This is a genomic window from Streptomyces flavusporus (genome assembly GCF_046267975.1).
Lineage (GTDB): Bacteria > Actinomycetota > Actinomycetes > Streptomycetales > Streptomycetaceae > Streptomyces > Streptomyces flavusporus.
On sequence record NZ_CP176503.1, the window covers coordinates 5,088,412 to 5,105,603 of the forward strand.

Here is a 17,192-nt window from a genome sequence, read left to right on the forward strand (position 1 = left end):
CACGCGAGGGAGTCTAAGGGCTGGGGTTGCGCTCGCGACGCCGGATGAGAGAGAGCTCGCACGACGAGGCGACGCCCAACGGACGACGAACCAGCGCGGTCCCCCGCCCGTGCACGCCCACGGCACGCGCCCTCCGCGAGACCTTTACAGCACTGTCGTTTCCGCCGGTTCCCACTGCTTCCGCCGACCGCCCCTGCTGCCGGAACCAGCCGCTACGCAGTGCCGCTAGGTCCCCGCCTCCGACGGCACCTCCGGCAGCAGCGGCACGAGCCGGTCCCAGCGGGCGATCTCGCACCCGTTGCGGCGGTCGAACGTGGCGTCGACGGGGCGTCCGGCCCACGTCCCGGTGACGTGCGCGGTGGCGGGCCCGCCGTACTGCATGGTGCACACGCTGTCCGACGGCACGGGCGCGAAGGCGCCCACCCCCCACCGCGTCTCCCGGTCGAGGACCCGACACGCCCCGCTCACATCCGGATGACCGCCGCCCTCCGGATGACACCGCAGCTCATACGTCCCGTCCGCCCGCCCGCCGGAATCCCGGACGGTGACGGTGAGGCGATCACCGTCCCGGCCGCGGTCAGGGACGGGCGGAGGTGCTGCAGGGGAAGGCGCGGCCGGTGTGCCCAAGGAGGCGTCGGTGGCCGCGGCGGCTGCCGGGGCCGCGGCGAGGGCGGTGAGCGCGGCGAAGGAGGCACCGGCGGCGATTCCGAGCCGCCGGAGCGCCGGGCGGGCGAGGGTGAGGGGGGTGACCTGCAACATGACCTGACTAACGCTGTACGCCCCCGGATGTTGCGCGCCCGCCGTTGCCCACCGGACGCGCGGCTAAGCCCTTTGCTCTGCGACCCGCCTGCCTAGTACCGTGGGGGGCGATTGGTGACAGCACGCTCGACTGTGTCATCATCTGCACGAACCACTCGCGCTCGCGCGGGCGGTTGTGCTGGAGGCGTCGCCTAGTCCGGTCTATGGCGCCGCACTGCTAATGCGGTTTGGGCCTTAAAGCCCATCGAGGGTTCAAATCCCTCCGCCTCCGCGCGATCACCGAAGCCCCGGTCCATCCCGACCGGGGCTTCGCCGTTTCACCCCCTCAGAGCGCGTTTTCGCAGGTCACAAGGGGTACGGCTAACGGATTTCACATGACGGCGGCAGTCATGTAATGTTCTTCCTGTCGCCGCGAGCGGGCCAGAAGGGCCGGGAGCGGCGGGAAAACAGAACAAAGACAAGCACTCGTAGCTTAACGGATAGAGCATCTGACTACGGATCAGAAGGTTGCAGGTTCGAATCCTGCCGAGTGCGCACAGGTGAGAGGCCCCGGAGAGATCCGGGGCCTTTGACTTTTCTGGACATACAGCAGCGTGGACCTCCATCGTCATGGCGATCGTCAGCCCACAGGCCGCGCTGGTCTGAGCCGGTCAGAGCCGTGTGCTCGTTCTGTCTTGCTGGTCGGCGAGGCCGCTGATCAGCGGACCGGCGAGTGAGCGCAAGGTTGTCAAGATCGCTGCGGGGTTGGCATACTCCTCCCGCCGCCCCCCACGGCAGGAGCTCTTGACGAGCTCATCCCTCACTCTTGGGGCAGCATGAGTATGCGTGTTCGATCGCGTGCGTTCACCCGGCTTGCCAGGAGCGTCGGTGTATCCCTGGGCATCGGGGTGGTGACAGCGGGCCTTCTGGTGAGTTCCCCGGCGCAGGCCGTCGAAGTGGAATCCGGGACGTTCGGTGTCGTCAGCGAGGTCGGGGACCCGGTCGGCGGTGGTTACTCCTACTCGTACACCGACGGCGAAGGTTCGGCCGACGCCATGTACGCCGGTTGGGACGACGACCGCAACCGGCTCACCGTCATCGTTCTGGGCGCCAACGGCGATCGGTGGGATGTCGTCATGGGAGCCGAGTACGGGAAGCAGCTGGCCCCGGGAACGTACACCGGCGCCTCCGACACACCGGCGTTGGGTGCGCCGAGGCTCTCCGTCAGCGGCACCTTCTACGGCTGTGAGTCCGAGGGATCCTTCACCATCGACCGTATGGTCCTCGGACCGCGCGGCTACGTGGAGGCACTGGACGCGAGCTTCCAGCAGAACTGCGTGGGCAGTACCCCCGGCCTCACCGGCCAGGTCCACCTCACCAACCCACCGCCGCCCGCGGAGCTGTCGCTGGGCGTCGACATCGCCGCCTCCGGCACGGTCGGAGCCGACGGGAAGCCCGCCGTGCACGGCACCGTGACCTGCACCGAGCCGGTCAATGTGCTGGTGAACGGCAGGATCGACCAGGTCGTGGCCAAGGGCACCCTCGCGACCGCCTCGTACTACACACGGGTGGACTGCACACCGGGCACGCCTGCCACGTGGGCAGCGGAGGGCACCGTCGGCGCCGTCCCCTTCGAAAAGGGCGATGCCATGGTCGAGTTCAAGGCGCAGGCGACTGATCCGGTGTACGGGCACACGGTCGTCACCGAGCCCCAGACGGCCCCCGTGTCCCTCCGCAAGAGCTGAAGCGGCTGCCGTACTTCACATTCATCTCTCTACCTGTCTCTTCCTATCGATCCATGGACCTGTGGAGCTTTCCTTGAGACTTCGCGCACGCAACAACGCGTATACGCGCATCACCACCGGCCTCGCCACGGCGCTGGCCTTCACGGCTGTCGCGTCGGGCCTGCTGGGCGGCGGCATGGCGCAGGCGTATGAGGTCGAGTACGGAACCTTCGCCTTCAGCGGGGATGCCGGTGAATACATCAGCGCCGGTCAGTCGTACTCCTACACCGATGGCGAGGGCTCCCTGGACGGGATGACCGTCCAGGGTTACACCAGCAACGGCGTCGGAACCGGCGTCGGCGTCTTCGTCGACAGTGCGGGCGGCGACACCTGGTCCCTGCACCTGGAGGCACCGTGGGGACCGTCGCAGCCGCTGGTGCCCGGCACCTACACCGGCGCCAAGGCCAATCCGGCTCCGGGCGAGCCCCGGATCGAGCTCAGGGGCAACGGCCGGGACTGTCTTGCCGAGGGCTCCTTCACCATTCGTTCCGTGGAGTTCGGGACTCATGGCTATGTGAAGGCTCTCGACGCTTCCTTCGAGCAGCACTGTCCGGGAGCAACGGAGTCGGTGCGCGGCGAGGTTCGCCTGACCAATCCGGAGCCGCCCGCCGAGACCGTGCTGGGGCTACAGGTCGCCGCCGACGGCGTCGCCGACAGGACCAGCGGGAAGGCTGTCGTGCACGGCACGGTCACCTGCAACTCGCCTGTGACGGTGCAGTCGTACGGCACGGTGAGCCAGACCGTCGAGGGCGCCACCGTCCGCGGGTCGTACCGTACGGAGGTGGCGTGCGTGCCGGGCGATCCCACGCCGTGGACCGCGCAGGCCACGCCCACGGGCACCGTGCCCTTCCAGCGCGGCGAGGCCACGGTGATCGGCCGTACCACCGGCACGGATCCCTTCTACGGCCACACGATCACGGCCGACTACAGCGGCTTGCTCCAACTCGACAGGAAGTGACGGCTGGGTGTCGTAGGTTCGAATCCCGCCCGGGGGCACCAGCCAAGAGGCCCCGGACCGATCATGGTCCGGGGCCTTTGACTTCGGTCTGACATCAACTGTGTCGATCACTGACGACCGGGGCGCCTCCTGAGCAGGCGGTCCATGTGACAGCCGTCGAGAGCGGCGTTCGGGTCACTGCACGTCCACGAAGTCGCCGGTCGCCTTGACGGCCGGAGTGGTCGAGGTTCCTGCGAAGTCCCAGCGCCAGTAGCCGTCTTCGGACGCGGGGACCGTGGTCGTCAGGCTGCCGGTGCTGGAGGTGTTCACGGTCTTGATGGTGGTGTAGGTCGTGGTACCGGCCTTGCGGAACTGGAGCTTGACCGGCTGGTTGGCGTAGCCCCGGTAATCGAGCGTGTCCCAGTTGGCCCGGGTGAGCTTGCCGGTGATCGTCAGTGTCCTGCCCTTGGCGATCGGCTCAGGACTTGCGTTGGCGGTCAGCTTGGAGTGCCGCTGGAGGCGGGTGGTGGTGTAGGCCCACCGCTCGGTCCAGCTGTCGTCGTTCGCCCACACCTGGACACCGACCTTCCATGTGCCGGCGTCGGCGTTCGTGAGCCACCAGTCCGGTTCGAAGGTGAAGGTCTTCGAGCAGGTGGACGTCGTACTGCTGGAGGCGACGCAGTCCGCCGGGGTGGTGTCCTCGTTGGGCAGGATGTAGCCGTCGGGGCTGTAATACGGGTCAGAGCCGTCCGGGCCCCGCCACAGGTAGAAGTCCGCGTCCCAGATGCCCGACGGGTCGGTGGCGGTCACCGAGACCGTGATCGTCTTGTCGGCCGTGTCGACCACGATGCTCTTACCACCGTTGACGGCGACGCTGGTGACCTGGATATCGCCCACGGTCTCGTCAGCGTAGGCACCAGGGACGGCGAAGCCGGCCAGCGCGGCGACAGCAGTGAGCACGGCATAAGCAGCGCGCTTGCGCATGTATTTCCTTCACGGAGCGATGAGTTGGAACCCGCCGAACGGGGCGCGGCGGGGCGGTTGAAGCCGATCAGGGACCGGCGACGGACTTGATCGTGTACGGGTGGGTGGCCTGCTGCCAGATCACCGTGAACCGGGAGCTCGGGCGGGCGTCGACCTGGGGCACCCGGCCGTCCGAGGTGAGCGTCTTCGTGGTGCCGAAGGCGCCGGAACGGCTGATCAGGCGGGCGCTGGTCTTGGTGTAGCTGGACGGGATCGTGGACGTGGGAACGACCGTGTGGAAGACCAGCATGCCGTCGCCGTCGCCGTCATCGTCGAGGGCGAGGTCGGGCCGGTCGCCGAGACCGAGGGCGGCGACGGTGCCGCGGTCCCGGCCGCCGCAGCGACAGAAACCCCGGCAAAGACACGACGCTTCAGCGAACGCCGATGATGTGCTGCCCGCGGTGCCACTCTCATCCCCTTGTTCGATTGCGATGACTTAGGCACAGCCGTCACACAGGCGGTCCCCTATACCCAGCGCACCTGCATGCTCAAACGTCACGGTGCGGCGCGGAGGGCTGTGCCGGCAAGCCAGGAGGTGGGCAGGCAGGGCTGTCGGTCGTCAACCCATGCTCGACCATGCATCGGGGCGGGGCACCAGCACCGCGGAGACCACCGCGTCGGACGATGCCATGACATCGAGCACAAAACGAAGGCGCCCGAGGTCGAGCCGGCGCAACGCCGGGCCGTGGTCAGCAGCAACGACGAGGGAGACCGCGAGCAGAAGAAGTCGCCACAGGGCCGTCACCGGACGGCGCATGGTGCGGGGCAGTTCTGCCATGGAGGCGTGCAGCCGCTCGCAGTGGAACGGGACGTGGTGCTGCTCGTCGGACAGAATCCGGCCCGCCACATCCGAGGTGAGCTCGTCCCGGGCACCATCGCGCAGGGCCCGGTAATAACGCAGCGCCACCACTTCCGCGATCATCAGCACCAGCAGTTCCATGCGCAGGCCCATGAGACGCCGCAACCGTACGAAGACCGTGTCGCTCCAGTGGCCGGTCAACGGCGGTATGCCTCCCGCAGCCAGCAGCCGGGCGAGCAGACGGGCGTGGTTTTGTTCCTCGGCGACGAAGAGCCGGACCGCCTGCGCGTAGTCGGCGTCGCCGGCCTGGTCCGCTTTGCCGACCAGGTTCGCGCCGTCACCGTCCTCGCCGACCTGGAAGCGCTGAATACTGGCCCACACCGCCGGATGCAGCGTCGCCCCTCGCCCCCAGTCCGGGTCACTCCGGGCGTGCCTGCGCTCCCGCTCGTCCTCGAACCGCTGTGTCCACTTGGCGAACTCGCCCGTATGCACCCGGTCACCCCTCTCTGGGACACGGCCACCGTGCCCCGGAGAGGGACGACGCCGGCAGACACCGAACCGTTCCGCTGCCGCCCGACGGCCTTCGGTCCTGTGGGCCTTCGGAACCAGCCGGTACGCGTTCACCGGCGCCACCGAGGAAAGGCCGCACGGAGGCGGCGCTTCAAGCGGATTCCGGTTGTGCGGCCGGGGTGATGTTCTGGTTGGCGTGGAAGATGTTGTCCGGGTCGTATGTGCGCTTGACCTGGGCGAGGCGGTCGTAGTGGTTGCGGTATGTGGCACGGACCCGGCCGGGGGCCTCGCCCTCGCCGAGGAAGTTCACGTACGAGCCGCCCATGGAGTACGGGTGCATCTCCTCCCAGTAGTCGACACACCACCGTCTGATGGTCTCGGCATTGGCCGGATCGGGGTCGACACCGGCGAAGACGCCGGACCAGACGGCGTCCCGGTAGCCCCATGCGGTGTCGTCGGGGCCCACTCGGTGGGCGGCGCCGTCGACGGGGTACAGGTGCATCAGCGACAGCGGGGTGGGGAGATTCTCGCCGTGTTTGAGGTGTACGTCGATGGCGGCGTCCGGGATGCTGTCGAAGAAGTCGCCGCGCCAGTACCACTGGTATCCGGTGGGGATCAGTTCGTCGAGGCTGGTCTGCAGCATGGGATACGGCATCGGTGACGTGAAGTGGAAGGCAGGCTGCCCCGGCTCCTGCACCGGTGTGAGTGCCTCTTCGAAGCGGCTCAGGTCACCGGTGTGACACCACACCACGCCGCACACCTTCAGGCCGTGGATCTCCTCCGGGAACGGCGGGGCCGGCGGGATGGTGAAGATGTTCAAGAAGCCGTAGACGTCCTCCGGTGCCTGCGGCAGGAAGTCGCGGTACCACGTCAGCACCTCACGGGCCCGGTCGACGGGCCATGCGGTGATTCCGAACCCGATCGTGTCCACCGGGTGGAGGCGGTACGTGAACGAGGTCACGACCCCGAAGTTGCCGCCGCCACCGCGCAGGGCCCAGAACAGGTCCGGGTGTTCGGTCTCGCTCGCGGTGACGAAGCTGCCGTCGGCCAGCACGACGTCCGCCGCGAGCAGGTTGTCCACCGTCAGGCCGTACTTGCGCGTGAGGTAGCCGTGGCCGCCACCCAGCGTCAGGCCCCCGACGCCCGTCATCGAGATGATGCCCGAGGGTGTCGCGAGCCCGAAGGCGTGGGTGGCGTGATCGAGGTCGCCGAGCTGGGTGCCGCCGCCGACCTGGGCGGTCCTGGCGGCGGGGTCGACACGTACCCACCGCATCGGGGACAGGTCGACGGTGACACCGCCGTCCACGAGGCAGAGGCCGGGGCCGCTGTGCCCGCCTCCACGGACGGCCAGTTCCAGGCCCTGATCGCGGATGACCTTGATGGCGGCGATGACATCCCCGGCATCGACGCAGCGGGCGATCGCGGCCGGACGCTTGTCGATCATCGCGTTGTAGACCTTGCGGTCCTGGTCGTAGTCGGGGTCCTGGGGCCCTGTGACCGGGCCACGCAGCGCGGTCCTCATGGTTTCCAGAGTTGATGTGTTCATGAAAATCTCCCCACCCGGCTCACTGGTCGGTCGGCCGCCATGGCCCGGCATCCGCCCACCGCACACCGCGGTGCTGACATGACCAGCGTCCCGCCGGCCCGGGTGCCCCGCAATCCGTACGCTCTGCAGGACGTCGGCTTCCCTTGCCGTCTCTCGCAGGTCGTCCGACCGGAGCGGGAGGGGTTCCGGCGGTGCTCGTAGGTGATGAGCCGTCAGTCACCCAGGCAGGACGAGGAGATCCGCGATGACACCAGTGCAAGTCGACTGGCTGTCCCCGCTGTTCGGTCAGCGCTCGGTGCAGGCAGGGTAGGAGGAGCCGCGATAGCAGGTGTCGTAGTCGTCACGGGTCACGAAGAACGTCTCCTCCTCGCCGTCCGACGTGCGTACGGTGAGCTCGTTGATCTCGGCCCCCATGCCCGTGTACGCGCGTTCCTTGTCGATGACGCGTCCGGGCGGTCCCTCCTCGTAGCCGCACGCGGCCACTAGGGCGAGGAGGGCGGCGGCGAGGAGGGTCGTAGGAGCAGTGGCAGTGCGGTGCTTCATCGGGTCAGCTCCCGTCGCGGGCCGTTGTCTCCACAGCGGACAGGCGCGGTCTCCTCCGGCTCGCGGATCCGCAGGGGCATCGTCCCATCACGGGCCCGGGAAGGGTCCCCATCAGACGCGCCGCTCCGCGGCAACTCGGCGCGCAAGGATCACCCGTCTGGCACCGGTTGCGTACCCCATATGGGTGGTTACAGTGGGATTTGACCGTATGTGAACTCCACCCAAGAGGGGGTAGGTATGCCCGCTGCGAACAGACGACGGGTCGTCGCCCTGAGCTCGGCTCTCATCGCCGCAACCGTCGTCCTCACTCCGGTCAGCGTTCAGCAAGCAGCTGCGGCCACACCGAGCGAGACTCAGGTCAGTACAGCTTCCGCCGTCCCTGAGCAGTACCGGGACCGGGACTACCGGCGGGGCTTCAGGGACGGCTTCCGATTCGGATTCCGCGTGGGCCTGCGGGACTGCCATCGGTACGACCGGCATGACTGGCGCGACCGGTACGACGACAACTATCGACGAGCCGCCGCTGTTCCGGATCGGTACCAGGACTATCGGGACTATCGGCGGGGCTTCAGGGACGGCTTCAGAGCGGGATACCGCCAGGGCCAGCGGGTGTGCTGAATCCTCCGTGCCAGCCCAAGGAGGTCCGGGGCCGGCTCGCTGACGGTTCGACCCGCGCTGCGGTTGGTGTCACCGACGGTTCCTGAGTGGGGAGTGCCGGGCTGGTCGGGGTGCCGGGCTCGTCGGGCAGAGGGCTTGTGGTGGGGCGGGGGGTGGCGGGCTCGGGCCGCGTCGACGGGGTGCGGGACGGCGAGGGAGTGGAGGGAAGCGGCGTCGTAGGGCCGCTCGCGGGTGGGGGGGGCGAGAGGGACCGTCGGGGGTCGGGGTGTCTCGGGTGCCGCCAGGTGGAGGGGGAGTGCGATGAGGGCGGCGACCGCGCAGGACACGCCGACCCCGGCCGCGGTGCGGAGCAGGCGGCGGCGGGCCGCGGTGCGGCGGATCGCCTCGTATCGGCCGGGGGGTGGGCCGAGGTGGTCGGAGGGGGGCCGGAGGATGACCGCGAGGGGGTCGTGGGGGTCGAACTCCGGGCCGTCGTCAAAGCGTGTGGTCAAGGCTTCTCCTCAGGTGGACGCGGAGCAGTTCGCGGGCCGCGTGGAGGTCGGCCTTGACGGTTCCTTCCTTGCGTCCGGTCAGCACGGACACCTCCCGGATCGGCATGTCAGCGTAGTAGTGGAGGAGGATCGGGGCGCGGAGTCGTTCCGGCAGTGACTGCACGAGCAGGCGTACGGAGGGGTCGGCCTGTTCGAGGTGGGGGCGGACGGCGGCTTCTGTGGTCGCACGGCGCATGGCCCTGCGCTCGCGCTCCAGCTTGCGCCAGTGGTCCCGGACGAGGTTGGCCGCGGTGACGTAGAGGAAACCGCGGGGTTCCTCCACGGACGTCCAGCGGGCCCAGAGCCGGGTGAACGCCTCCGAGGCGATCTCGTGGGCCGTCTCGTCGTCGTCGACGAGACGGCGGCACCAGCCGGCGAGACGCGGGTAGAGGGCGGCGAACAGCTCGGACGCTGCCTTGTCGCGGGACCGTTTCAACGCTCTCCATGGTCGTGAGGGCACGTCGTTGTGGGCAGGCGTGCTCAGGAAGTCGTGGCGCTCAGCGTGGCGAAGGCGATCACGTTGTCGCGGTACTCGTCGCCGGTACGGGGGCCGCCGCACGTGATCAGACGTAGTTCCGGACGGTCTACGTTCCCGTAGACGTCGTCGGCCGGGAAGTCCGCCTTGGCCACCGTCCGTACGGTGCTGATGGTGAACACCGCCGCCGTGCCGTTCTCCAGACGCGCGACGATCCGGTCGCCCCGGTGCAGGCGTGCGAGGTGACGGAAGACCCCGTCCCCGTAGGGGCCGACCGTGACATGGCCGAGGATGACCGACGGGCCGACCTGACCCGGTGTCGGTGAGTGCCGGTACCAGCCCGCCCGGTCGTCCGCCGTGATGGGCGGCACCTGCACACTGCCGTCCGGCGCCAACCCCAGCCGCATCACGGGGGTGTCGACGCCGATGGCCGGGATCCGCAGCCTGACCGGCGCCGAACGCCCCAGCACCTGCGCCGACTTCACAGTGGGCCGCTGCTGCGAGCTCCGGGGACTTGCGGTCGTGGCCCGGCCGCTGCAGCCCATGAGACGAGGCGGCGGCGGAGCAGGTTGTAAAGAGATGGCAAAGCAGGTGCTTCGCTGGTCAGAGCTGGTCAGAGGGCGTAACAGGGGCATTGTCAGTGGCTGCCCCTACGCTCGGAGGCAATGGCACAGATGTGGAGGTGCTCGGGGCTGCGGTGGGCGGCCGGTGGGCCCGAGTTGGTGTGGAGCGGGGGGCGTGCGAGTGCGTTGACCTGGGGGAAACGGGTGGCCTTCGGGGTCGTGGAAGGGGGTGTGCGGACGTGTGTGGGTGCGCGGGGGCATGCGTGTCCGGGGAGGGCCGCCGTGCCGGGGCGGAGTACCGGGGCGCGGTGCGGGGAGTGTGCGCGGTTGGATCGGGCGCACTCCGTGGCGGCCGATGCGGTTCCCGACGATCCGCGGCCGTATCACGTGTATCTCGCGTGGTTCGGGCCGGGGATGGCGAAGGTGGGGATCACTGCTGTCGAGCGGGGGTCGGCCCGGTTGCTGGAGCAGGGGGCGGTCTGTTTCAGCTGGCTCGGTGCCGGGCCGTTGATGGCGGCGCGGCGGGCCGAGGAGCTGTTGCGGGCCGCGCTGCGGGTGCCGGACCGGATTCCGTACGCCGAGAAGCGGGCGGTACGGGCCGTGCTGCCGGGGACGGAGGCGGAGCGGGCGGCGGAGATCGAAGAGCTGCACGGGCGGGCGGTGACGCTCGGTGGGTGGCCGGAGTCGCTGGCGCGGGAGCCGTTCCGAGCGGTGGATCATGTGCGGGCGTTCGGGCTGGAGGGGGCGCCGCGCGCGGTCGGGGAGGTGAGCGAGCTCGTCGCCGGTGGGGTGGTGAGTGGGGAGCTGGTGGCTGCCGCCGGGCCTGATCTGCATCTGGCGACCGGAGGGCGGGGCGTCGTCGTTCTGGACACGCGGCTCATGACCGGGTGGGAGCTGGTTCCGGTCGGTGGCGGGGGCGCGGGCGGGGAGACGTCCGTGCCGGTGCGGGAGCTCAAGGGAGGGGGAGGGGGTGGGTTGCAGGACGGGTTGTTCTGATGCGGGCGGACCTGTGATGGTGCAGGCGGACTGTGATGGCTCGTGGTGATCCGCTCACAAGCGGTCTCCGCGGTTCCTCCCCCCCCGGCGCCCCGCGCCGGCGTTCCCAGGAGCCTCCTGAGAGGTGCCTGTGTGTTTCTCAGGGAAATCACAGGTTGTCGAAAGGGCGCTCTCAGAGCGCGCCTTCATGGTGTCCATCATGACCACGACCTCGCCCCAGGGGCGCACCGAACTGCTGAGGCCGGACGGGAGCCCCGTCCGGGTGCTTGTTGTGGACGACGAGCTGTCGATCACCGAGCTGCTGTCCATGGCCCTGCGTTACGAGGGCTGGCAGATCCGGAGCGCGGGGGACGGCCAGGGTGCCGTCCAGACCGCGCGTGAGTTCCGGCCCGATGCCGTCGTCCTCGACATGATGCTGCCCGACATGGACGGGCTGACCGTTCTCGGGCGGCTTCGGCGGGAGCTGCCGGATGTGCCGGTGCTGTTCCTGACCGCCAAGGACGCCGTCGAGGACCGCATCGCCGGGCTCACCGCCGGAGGCGACGACTACGTCACCAAGCCGTTCTCCCTCGAGGAGGTCGTCGCACGGCTGCGCGGGCTGATACGGCGGTCCGGCGCCGCCGACCGGCGGTCCGACTCCATGCTCGTCGTCGGTGACCTCACTCTCGACGAGGACAGTCACGAGGTGACCAGGGCCGGCGAGAACATCCACCTCACCGCCACCGAGTTCGAGCTGCTGCGCTTCCTCATGCGCAATCCGCGGCGCGTGCTGAGCAAGGCGCAGATCCTCGACCGGGTCTGGTCGTACGACTTCGGCGGGCAGGCCAATGTCGTCGAGCTGTACATCTCGTACCTGCGCCGGAAGATCGACGCCGGGCGCGAGCCGATGATCCACACCCGGCGTGGGGCCGGTTATCTGATCAAGCCCGCGGCGTCATGAGTCGGCGACGACGGCCGCGGGCGGGCAAGCGCGCAGGCAAGCCGCGCACGCTGCGGACGCGGCTCGTCGTCGCGTCGTTGGTGTTGATCGCCGTGGTCTGCTCGGTGATCGGCACGGTGACCACGCTGGCGCTGCGGTCCCATCTGTACGACCAGCTGAACGGGCAGGTCTTCGAGGCCGGGAAGCGACTTTCGGGGCCCCCGCCCGGGAAGCTGGACGCGGAGCTCGCCTTGGGTCAGGACCGGATCGACGGCTTCATCACCACCGGTCCGACGCAGCCGGACACCGTGGCCGTGCAGGTCGGTGCGAAGGGCGCGATCAGCAGGGCGGTGGTCGCCGAGCAGGAGTCCGACGGCTTCAAGCGGATGAAGGCCACGGAGCTGACCGCGGCCCAGCGGGCCGTGTTCGCCGATGTGCCCACGACGGGCCACCACACCGTGACCGTCCCCGGCCTCGGTGAGTATCTGGTGCAGTACGTCCAGGGCAACGACGGCGACAACTACTACGTCGCCCTGCCGACCGAAACGGTCGACGGCACCATCAACACCCTGATCCTCGTCGAGATCAGCGTCACCGCCGCCGGTCTCGGCGCGGCCGTCATCGCCGGGTATCTGCTCGTCGGCGTCGCCACCCGGCCCCTGCGCAAGGTCGCCGCCACCGCCACCCGAGTCTCCGAACTCCCCCTGCACACCGGCGAGGTCAACCTCAGCGAGCGGGTCCCCGAGTCCGAGACCGACCCGTACACCGAGGTCGGCCAGGTCGGCGCCGCGCTGAACCGGATGCTGGACCACGTCCACGGGGCGCTGCACGCACGGCAGCAGAGCGAGACGCGGGTACGGCAGTTCGTCGCGGACGCCAGTCATGAGCTGCGGACGCCGCTGGCGTCCATTCGTGGGTACGCCGAGCTCACCAGACGTGGCAGAGAAGAGGTCGGGCCGGACACCCGGCACGCTCTCGGCCGTATCGAGTCCGAGGCGGGCCGGATGACCCTGCTCGTCGAGGACCTGCTGCTGCTCGCGCGCCTGGACGCCGGGCGGCCCTTGCAGTTCGAGCAGACCGATCTCGTACCGCTCGTCGTGGACACCATCAGCGACGCCCGTGCGGCCGGCATGGAGCACAACTGGCGTCTCGACCTGCCCGACGAACCGGCCCTTGTCGCCGGGGACGCGGCACGGCTCCAGCAGGTGCTCATCAACCTGCTCGGCAACGCCCGCAAACACACCCCGCCGGGTACGACGGTCACCGCGCGCGTGCAGCGGCGCGGCCCCTGGATGTGCGTGGACGTCGAGGACAACGGCCAGGGCATCCCGGCCGACCTGCTCCCGCACGTCTTCGAACGGTTCGCGCGCGGCGACTCCGCGCGCTCCCGCGCCACCGGCTCGACCGGCCTGGGCCTTGCCATCGTGCAGGCGGTGGCGAGCGCGCACGGTGGAGCGGTGACCGTGGACAGCGTGCCCGGACGGACCGTGTTCACGGTGCATCTGCCGGCGTCGGCGCCCCAGCCGGTCGCCGAAATGAACTGGCAACAGCACTCACAGGCACAGCACAGCGTCAACACACGGGTGCAACAGGGGGCTTGACAAGAGTCGTTCCCATGCGAACCGACTCTTCTCCCGGCACCCTGCCGGCGCGGGAGCACCTCCCGGCCGCACCAGCCGGTACGCCTGTCCTGGACGTAGTGATTCCCGTCTACAACGAGGAGAAGGACCTCCAGCCGTGTGTGCTGCGGCTGCACCAGCACCTCGCGCGCACCTTCCCGTACCCCTTCCGCATCACGATCGCGGACAACGCGTCGACGGACACCACACCTCAGGTGTCGGCACGGCTGGAGGCGCAGCTTCCGGAGGTTCGGTCCTTCCGGCTGGAGCAGAAGGGCCGCGGGCGCGCACTGCGCACCGTCTGGTCGGCCTCGGACGCCCCGATCCTCGCGTACATGGACGTCGACCTGTCCACCGACCTCAACGCGCTGCTGCCGCTGGTGGCGCCGCTGATCTCCGGCCACTCGGACCTGGCGATCGGCTCCCGGCTGGCCCGCTCCTCACGCGTGGTGCGCGGCGCCAAGCGGGAGTTCATCTCCCGCTCGTACAACCTCATCCTGCGTAGCTCGCTCCAGGCCCGCTTCTCGGACGCGCAGTGCGGCTTCAAGGCGATCCGCAGGGATGTCGCCCAGGTGCTGCTGCCGCTGGTGGAGGACACCGGCTGGTTCTTCGACACCGAGATGCTGGTGCTCGCCGAGCGTGCGGGCCTGCGGATCCACGAGGTGCCCGTCGACTGGGTCGACGACCCCGACTCGACCGTGCACATCGTGAAGTCGGCGACCGACGACCTCAAGGGCGTGTGGCGGGTGGGCAAGGCGCTGGCCACCGGTTCGCTGCCGCTGGACCGGCTCACCCGCCCCTTCGGCGACGACCCGCGCGACCGCGAGCTGCCCGACGTCCCCAACGGACTGGCCCGCCAGCTGCTCGGCTTCTGTGTCGTCGGCGGTCTGTCCACCCTCTTCTACCTGCTGCTCTACACCGCCTTCCGCGGCTTCACCGGTTCGCAGCTCGCCAACGCGCTCGCCCTGCTGGTCTCCGCGATCGCCAACACCGCGGCCAACCGGCGGCTCACCTTCGGCGTGCGCGGCCGCGGCGGTGCCGTCAAGCACCAGGCGCAGGGCCTGGTCGTCCTCGGTATCGGCCTGGTCCTCACCAGCGGCTCCCTCGCTGCCCTGAACGCGGCGACCTCCCACCCCGGTCACTCCACGGAGCTCGCCGTCCTGATCGCCGCCAACCTCGCGGCGACGGTGCTGCGGTTCCTGTTCTTCCGGGCGTGGGTCTTCCCGGACCGGAGTGAGCAGGACGCGTCGACGGCCGTCGCCTCGCCCACCACCCCGTACCAACCGCACCCGCCGCTGCACCACATCCCCACCGGGGCCCAACAGCCGTACGGCACAGACCACTTCCGCGCCGGTTCCGTCGCGGACCGCACCACCTGGCGGGACGCCACCCTGCAGCTGCAGCCGGTGCGCCCGAACGACACCGACCCGAGGGACTTCCGATGACGACAACGACCGTGCCGGCTCCGCCGGTCGACACACCGACGCCGCCCGCGCCCGACGAACCCGGGCAGAACTTCGTACGACGGCTCTGGCGCGGTCGGCCCGAGGATCCGCGCTGGGTGCGCCCCGCATTCCTGGCCACCCTCCTCGCCATCGGCGCGCTGTACACCTACAACCTCACCGCCTCCGGCTACGCCAACTCCTTCTACTCCGCGGCCGTCCAGGCAGGCAGCCAGTCGTGGAAGGCGTTCTTCTTCGGCTCGCTGGACGCGGCGAACGCCATCACCGTCGACAAGCCCCCCGCCTCGCTGTGGCCGATGGCCCTGTCGGTGCGGCTCTTCGGACTGAACTCGTTCGCGATCCTGTTCCCGCAGGTGCTGATGGCGGTCGCGACGGCGGGCGTGCTGTACGCGTCCGTGCGCCGTCGGTTCTCCGCCGGCGCCGGGTTCGTCACGATGGCGGTGTTCGCGCTCACGCCGGTCACCGCGCTGATGTTCCGGTTCAACAACCCGGACGCGGCCCTCGCCCTGCTGATGGCGACCGCCGTGTACTGCACCCAGCGCGCCCTGGAGAAGGCGCAGACGAAATGGCTGGTGTGGGCGGGCACCGCGATCGGCCTCGCCTTCCTGGTCAAGACGCTGCAGGCGTTCCTGATCCTGTCGGTGCTCGCCCTGGTGTACGTCGTCCTCGCACCGACGACCCTGAAGAAGCGCATCGGGCAGGTGCTCCTCGCCGGCCTCGCCATGGTCGTCGCCGGCGGCTGGTGGGTGGCGATCGTCGAGCTGTGGCCGGCGTCCTCCCGCCCGTACATCGGCGGTTCGCAGAACAACTCCTTCCTGGAGCTGACCTTCGGCTACAACGGGCTCGGCCGCATCAACGGCGAGGAGACCGGCAGCGTCGGAGGCGACGGCCAGGGCGGCGGCTGGGGTGAGACCGGCTGGGACCGGATGTTCAGCTCGTCCATCGGCGGCCAGATCTCGTGGCTGATTCCGGCCACGCTGATCCTGCTGGTGGCGGCCCTGGTCATGACCCGGAAGCTCCAGCGGACGGACACCACCCGCGCCGGCTTCCTCCTCTGGGGCGGCTCGCTGCTGATCACCATGGTGATCTTCAGCTTCATGCAGGGCATCTTCCACGAGTACTACACCGTCGCCCTCGCCCCCTGCATCGCCCCGCTGATCGGCATGGGCGCCGCGTTGCTCTGGCAGGAACGCGGCCGGATGTGGGTGTCGCTGACGCTGGCGGCCGCGATGACGGCCACCGCGGCCTGGGGGTACGTCCTGCTCAACCGCTCCTCCGACTACTACCCGTGGCTGAAGTGGCTCGTCCTCGCCGGCGGCCTGGTGGCCGCGCTCGGCCTGGTCTTCGTGGGCCGGCTCGGGCGGCAACTCGCCCTGGCTGTCGTCGCGTTGGGCTTCGTCGCCGGGCTGGCCGGACCGACCGCGTACACGCTCACCACGCTGGGCGAGGGCCACACGGGGTCGATCGTGACCGCGGGCCCGTCCGTCCAGGGCGGCATGGGCGGCGGCCCGGGCAGCGGCGGCGGCATGGGCGGCGGCCCCGGTGGCGGCGCCATGCCGGGCCCGCAGAACCAGCAGAACGGACAGAACCAGCAGGGCGGCGGCATGGCCCAGCCCCCGACCGGCGGCTTCCCCGGCCAGAACCAGCAGGGTCAGCAGGGCCAGGGCCGGCAGGGCGGTCCGGGCCAGCAGAACGGGACCGGTGACGGCGGCGGTATGGGCGGCCTGCTCAACGGCGCCTCCGTCAGCGAGGAGGCCAAGGAGCTGCTGGAGGAGAACTCCGGCGACTACACCTGGGTCGCCGCCGCCATCGGCGCCCAGAACGCCGCGAGCTACCAGCTGTCCACCGGCGACCCGGTGATGTCGATCGGCGGCTTCAACGGCACCGACCCGTCGCCGACGCCGGCCGAGTTCAAGGAGTACGTGGCGGACGGCAGGATCCACTACTTCATCGCCGGCGGAGGCATGGGCGGTGGCGCGGACAGCGGCACGTCCTCGCAGATCACCTCGTGGGTCGAGGAGAACTTCAAGGAGGTCACGGTGGGATCCGCCACCTTCTACGACCTGACGCAGCCGACGAGTTCGAGCAGCAGCTGACCTACGCCAAACCGATTCCCGCCGTACCGGCTC

General features: G+C 69.6%; 17 protein-coding genes and 2 tRNA genes. 10 read left to right on the forward strand and 9 right to left on the reverse strand.

The window, feature by feature from the left end:
• Positions 1-225: 225 nt before the first annotated feature.
• The gene (locus tag ACKTSN_RS24110; protein WP_409471016.1) at positions 226-759 is read right to left on the reverse strand and encodes an SSI family serine proteinase inhibitor; all 534 of its coding nucleotides are present in this window, start codon (positions 757-759) and stop codon (positions 226-228) included.
• Between the two features lie 180 nt (positions 760-939).
• On the opposite strand from ACKTSN_RS24110, the gene ACKTSN_RS24115 reads away from it, so the two are divergent.
• The 4 genes from ACKTSN_RS24115 to ACKTSN_RS24130 all read left to right on the forward strand — a co-directional run bounded on the left by ACKTSN_RS24115 (position 940) and on the right by ACKTSN_RS24130 (position 3,480).
• Positions 940-1,030: transfer RNA gene (locus tag ACKTSN_RS24115), tRNA-Ser, on the forward strand.
• Positions 1,031-1,220: 190 nt separating this feature from the next.
• A tRNA-Arg gene (locus tag ACKTSN_RS24120) sits at positions 1,221-1,293 on the forward strand.
• Between the two features lie 356 nt (positions 1,294-1,649).
• Complete coding sequence (locus tag ACKTSN_RS24125) at positions 1,650-2,483, forward strand: hypothetical protein (RefSeq protein ID WP_409471017.1); 834 nt, start codon at positions 1,650-1,652, stop codon at positions 2,481-2,483.
• A 73-nt stretch (positions 2,484-2,556) separates the two neighbouring features.
• Positions 2,557-3,480: a hypothetical protein gene (locus tag ACKTSN_RS24130; protein ID WP_409471018.1), complete on the forward strand. Its 924-nt coding sequence runs from the start codon at positions 2,557-2,559 to the stop codon at positions 3,478-3,480.
• Between the two features lie 174 nt (positions 3,481-3,654).
• Here ACKTSN_RS24130 and ACKTSN_RS24135 read toward each other — a convergent pair whose 3' ends face one another.
• Positions 3,655-4,443, reverse strand: coding sequence for a calcium-binding protein (locus tag ACKTSN_RS24135; RefSeq protein WP_409471019.1), 789 nt, complete (start codon positions 4,441-4,443; stop codon positions 3,655-3,657).
• 67 nt (positions 4,444-4,510) lie between these two features.
• Complete coding sequence (locus ACKTSN_RS24140) at positions 4,511-4,732, reverse strand: hypothetical protein (RefSeq protein WP_409471020.1); 222 nt, start codon at positions 4,730-4,732, stop codon at positions 4,511-4,513.
• Here ACKTSN_RS24140 and ACKTSN_RS24145 point away from each other — a divergent pair.
• Positions 4,718-4,870, forward strand: coding sequence for a hypothetical protein (locus tag ACKTSN_RS24145; protein ID WP_409471021.1), 153 nt, complete (start codon positions 4,718-4,720; stop codon positions 4,868-4,870). The genes ACKTSN_RS24140 and ACKTSN_RS24145 overlap by 15 nt on opposite strands.
• 171 nt (positions 4,871-5,041) lie before the next feature.
• On the opposite strand, the gene ACKTSN_RS24150 is transcribed toward ACKTSN_RS24145, so the two are convergent.
• From ACKTSN_RS24150 to ACKTSN_RS24175, 6 genes are all read right to left on the reverse strand, one after another.
• Positions 5,042-5,773 (reverse strand): ferritin-like domain-containing protein, encoded by a 732-nt coding sequence (locus tag ACKTSN_RS24150; RefSeq protein ID WP_409471022.1) that lies wholly within the window; start codon positions 5,771-5,773, stop codon positions 5,042-5,044.
• Positions 5,774-5,942: 169 nt separating this feature from the next.
• Positions 5,943-7,337, reverse strand: a complete 1,395-nt coding sequence (locus ACKTSN_RS24155) for an FAD-binding oxidoreductase (protein WP_409471023.1) — start codon at positions 7,335-7,337, stop codon at positions 5,943-5,945.
• Positions 7,338-7,622: 285 nt separating this feature from the next.
• Entirely contained in the window at positions 7,623-7,880 is a 258-nt protein-coding gene (locus tag ACKTSN_RS24160; RefSeq protein ID WP_409471024.1) for a hypothetical protein, read from the reverse strand.
• 554 nt (positions 7,881-8,434) lie between these two features.
• On the reverse strand, positions 8,435-8,989 hold the full coding sequence (locus ACKTSN_RS24165) for a hypothetical protein (RefSeq protein ID WP_409471025.1): 555 nt from the start codon (positions 8,987-8,989) through the stop codon (positions 8,435-8,437).
• Positions 8,973-9,464 (reverse strand): RNA polymerase sigma factor, encoded by a 492-nt coding sequence (locus ACKTSN_RS24170; RefSeq protein WP_409471026.1) that lies wholly within the window; start codon positions 9,462-9,464, stop codon positions 8,973-8,975. Before ACKTSN_RS24170 ends, ACKTSN_RS24165 begins: the two co-directional genes overlap by 17 nt.
• Positions 9,465-9,508: 44 nt before the next feature.
• The gene (locus ACKTSN_RS24175; protein ID WP_409471027.1) at positions 9,509-10,048 is read right to left on the reverse strand and encodes a class F sortase; all 540 of its coding nucleotides are present in this window, start codon (positions 10,046-10,048) and stop codon (positions 9,509-9,511) included.
• A 120-nt stretch (positions 10,049-10,168) separates the two neighbouring features.
• On the opposite strand from ACKTSN_RS24175, the gene ACKTSN_RS24180 reads away from it, so the two are divergent.
• From ACKTSN_RS24180 to ACKTSN_RS24200, 5 genes are all read left to right on the forward strand, one after another.
• Entirely contained in the window at positions 10,169-11,062 is an 894-nt protein-coding gene (locus ACKTSN_RS24180) for a DUF2797 domain-containing protein (protein WP_409471028.1), read from the forward strand.
• 199 nt (positions 11,063-11,261) lie between these two features.
• Positions 11,262-12,002 (forward strand): response regulator transcription factor, encoded by a 741-nt coding sequence (locus tag ACKTSN_RS24185; RefSeq protein WP_409471029.1) that lies wholly within the window; start codon positions 11,262-11,264, stop codon positions 12,000-12,002.
• Positions 11,999-13,582, forward strand: coding sequence for a sensor histidine kinase (locus ACKTSN_RS24190; RefSeq protein WP_409471030.1), 1,584 nt, complete (start codon positions 11,999-12,001; stop codon positions 13,580-13,582). The genes ACKTSN_RS24185 and ACKTSN_RS24190 overlap by 4 nt, the downstream gene beginning before the upstream one ends.
• A 14-nt stretch (positions 13,583-13,596) precedes the next feature.
• The gene (locus ACKTSN_RS24195; protein ID WP_409471031.1) at positions 13,597-15,045 is read left to right on the forward strand and encodes a glycosyltransferase; all 1,449 of its coding nucleotides are present in this window, start codon (positions 13,597-13,599) and stop codon (positions 15,043-15,045) included.
• Positions 15,042-17,159, forward strand: a complete 2,118-nt coding sequence (locus ACKTSN_RS24200; protein ID WP_409471032.1) for an ArnT family glycosyltransferase — start codon at positions 15,042-15,044, stop codon at positions 17,157-17,159. Before ACKTSN_RS24195 ends, ACKTSN_RS24200 begins: the two co-directional genes overlap by 4 nt.
• Positions 17,160-17,192 lie beyond the last annotated feature (33 nt).

Excerpts from the sequence above, each read along its gene's own strand:
- ACKTSN_RS24110 (WP_409471016.1), bottom strand. The coding sequence starts at position 759 with ATGTTGCAGGTCACCCCCCTCACCCTCGCCCGCCCGGCGCTCCGGCGG.
- ACKTSN_RS24135 (WP_409471019.1), bottom strand. The coding sequence starts at position 4,443 with ATGCGCAAGCGCGCTGCTTATGCCGTGCTCACTGCTGTCGCCGCGCTG.
- ACKTSN_RS24140 (WP_409471020.1), bottom strand. The coding sequence starts at position 4,732 with ATGCTGGTCTTCCACACGGTCGTTCCCACGTCCACGATCCCGTCCAGC.
- ACKTSN_RS24155 (WP_409471023.1), bottom strand. The coding sequence starts at position 7,337 with ATGAACACATCAACTCTGGAAACCATGAGGACCGCGCTGCGTGGCCCG.
- ACKTSN_RS24160 (WP_409471024.1), bottom strand. The coding sequence starts at position 7,880 with ATGAAGCACCGCACTGCCACTGCTCCTACGACCCTCCTCGCCGCCGCC.
- ACKTSN_RS24175 (WP_409471027.1), bottom strand. The coding sequence starts at position 10,048 with ATGGGCTGCAGCGGCCGGGCCACGACCGCAAGTCCCCGGAGCTCGCAG.
- ACKTSN_RS24180 (WP_409471028.1), top strand. The coding sequence starts at position 10,169 with ATGGCACAGATGTGGAGGTGCTCGGGGCTGCGGTGGGCGGCCGGTGGG.
- ACKTSN_RS24185 (WP_409471029.1), top strand. The coding sequence starts at position 11,262 with ATGACCACGACCTCGCCCCAGGGGCGCACCGAACTGCTGAGGCCGGAC.
- ACKTSN_RS24190 (WP_409471030.1), top strand. The coding sequence starts at position 11,999 with ATGAGTCGGCGACGACGGCCGCGGGCGGGCAAGCGCGCAGGCAAGCCG.
- ACKTSN_RS24195 (WP_409471031.1), top strand. The coding sequence starts at position 13,597 with ATGCGAACCGACTCTTCTCCCGGCACCCTGCCGGCGCGGGAGCACCTC.
- ACKTSN_RS24200 (WP_409471032.1), top strand. The coding sequence starts at position 15,042 with ATGACGACAACGACCGTGCCGGCTCCGCCGGTCGACACACCGACGCCG.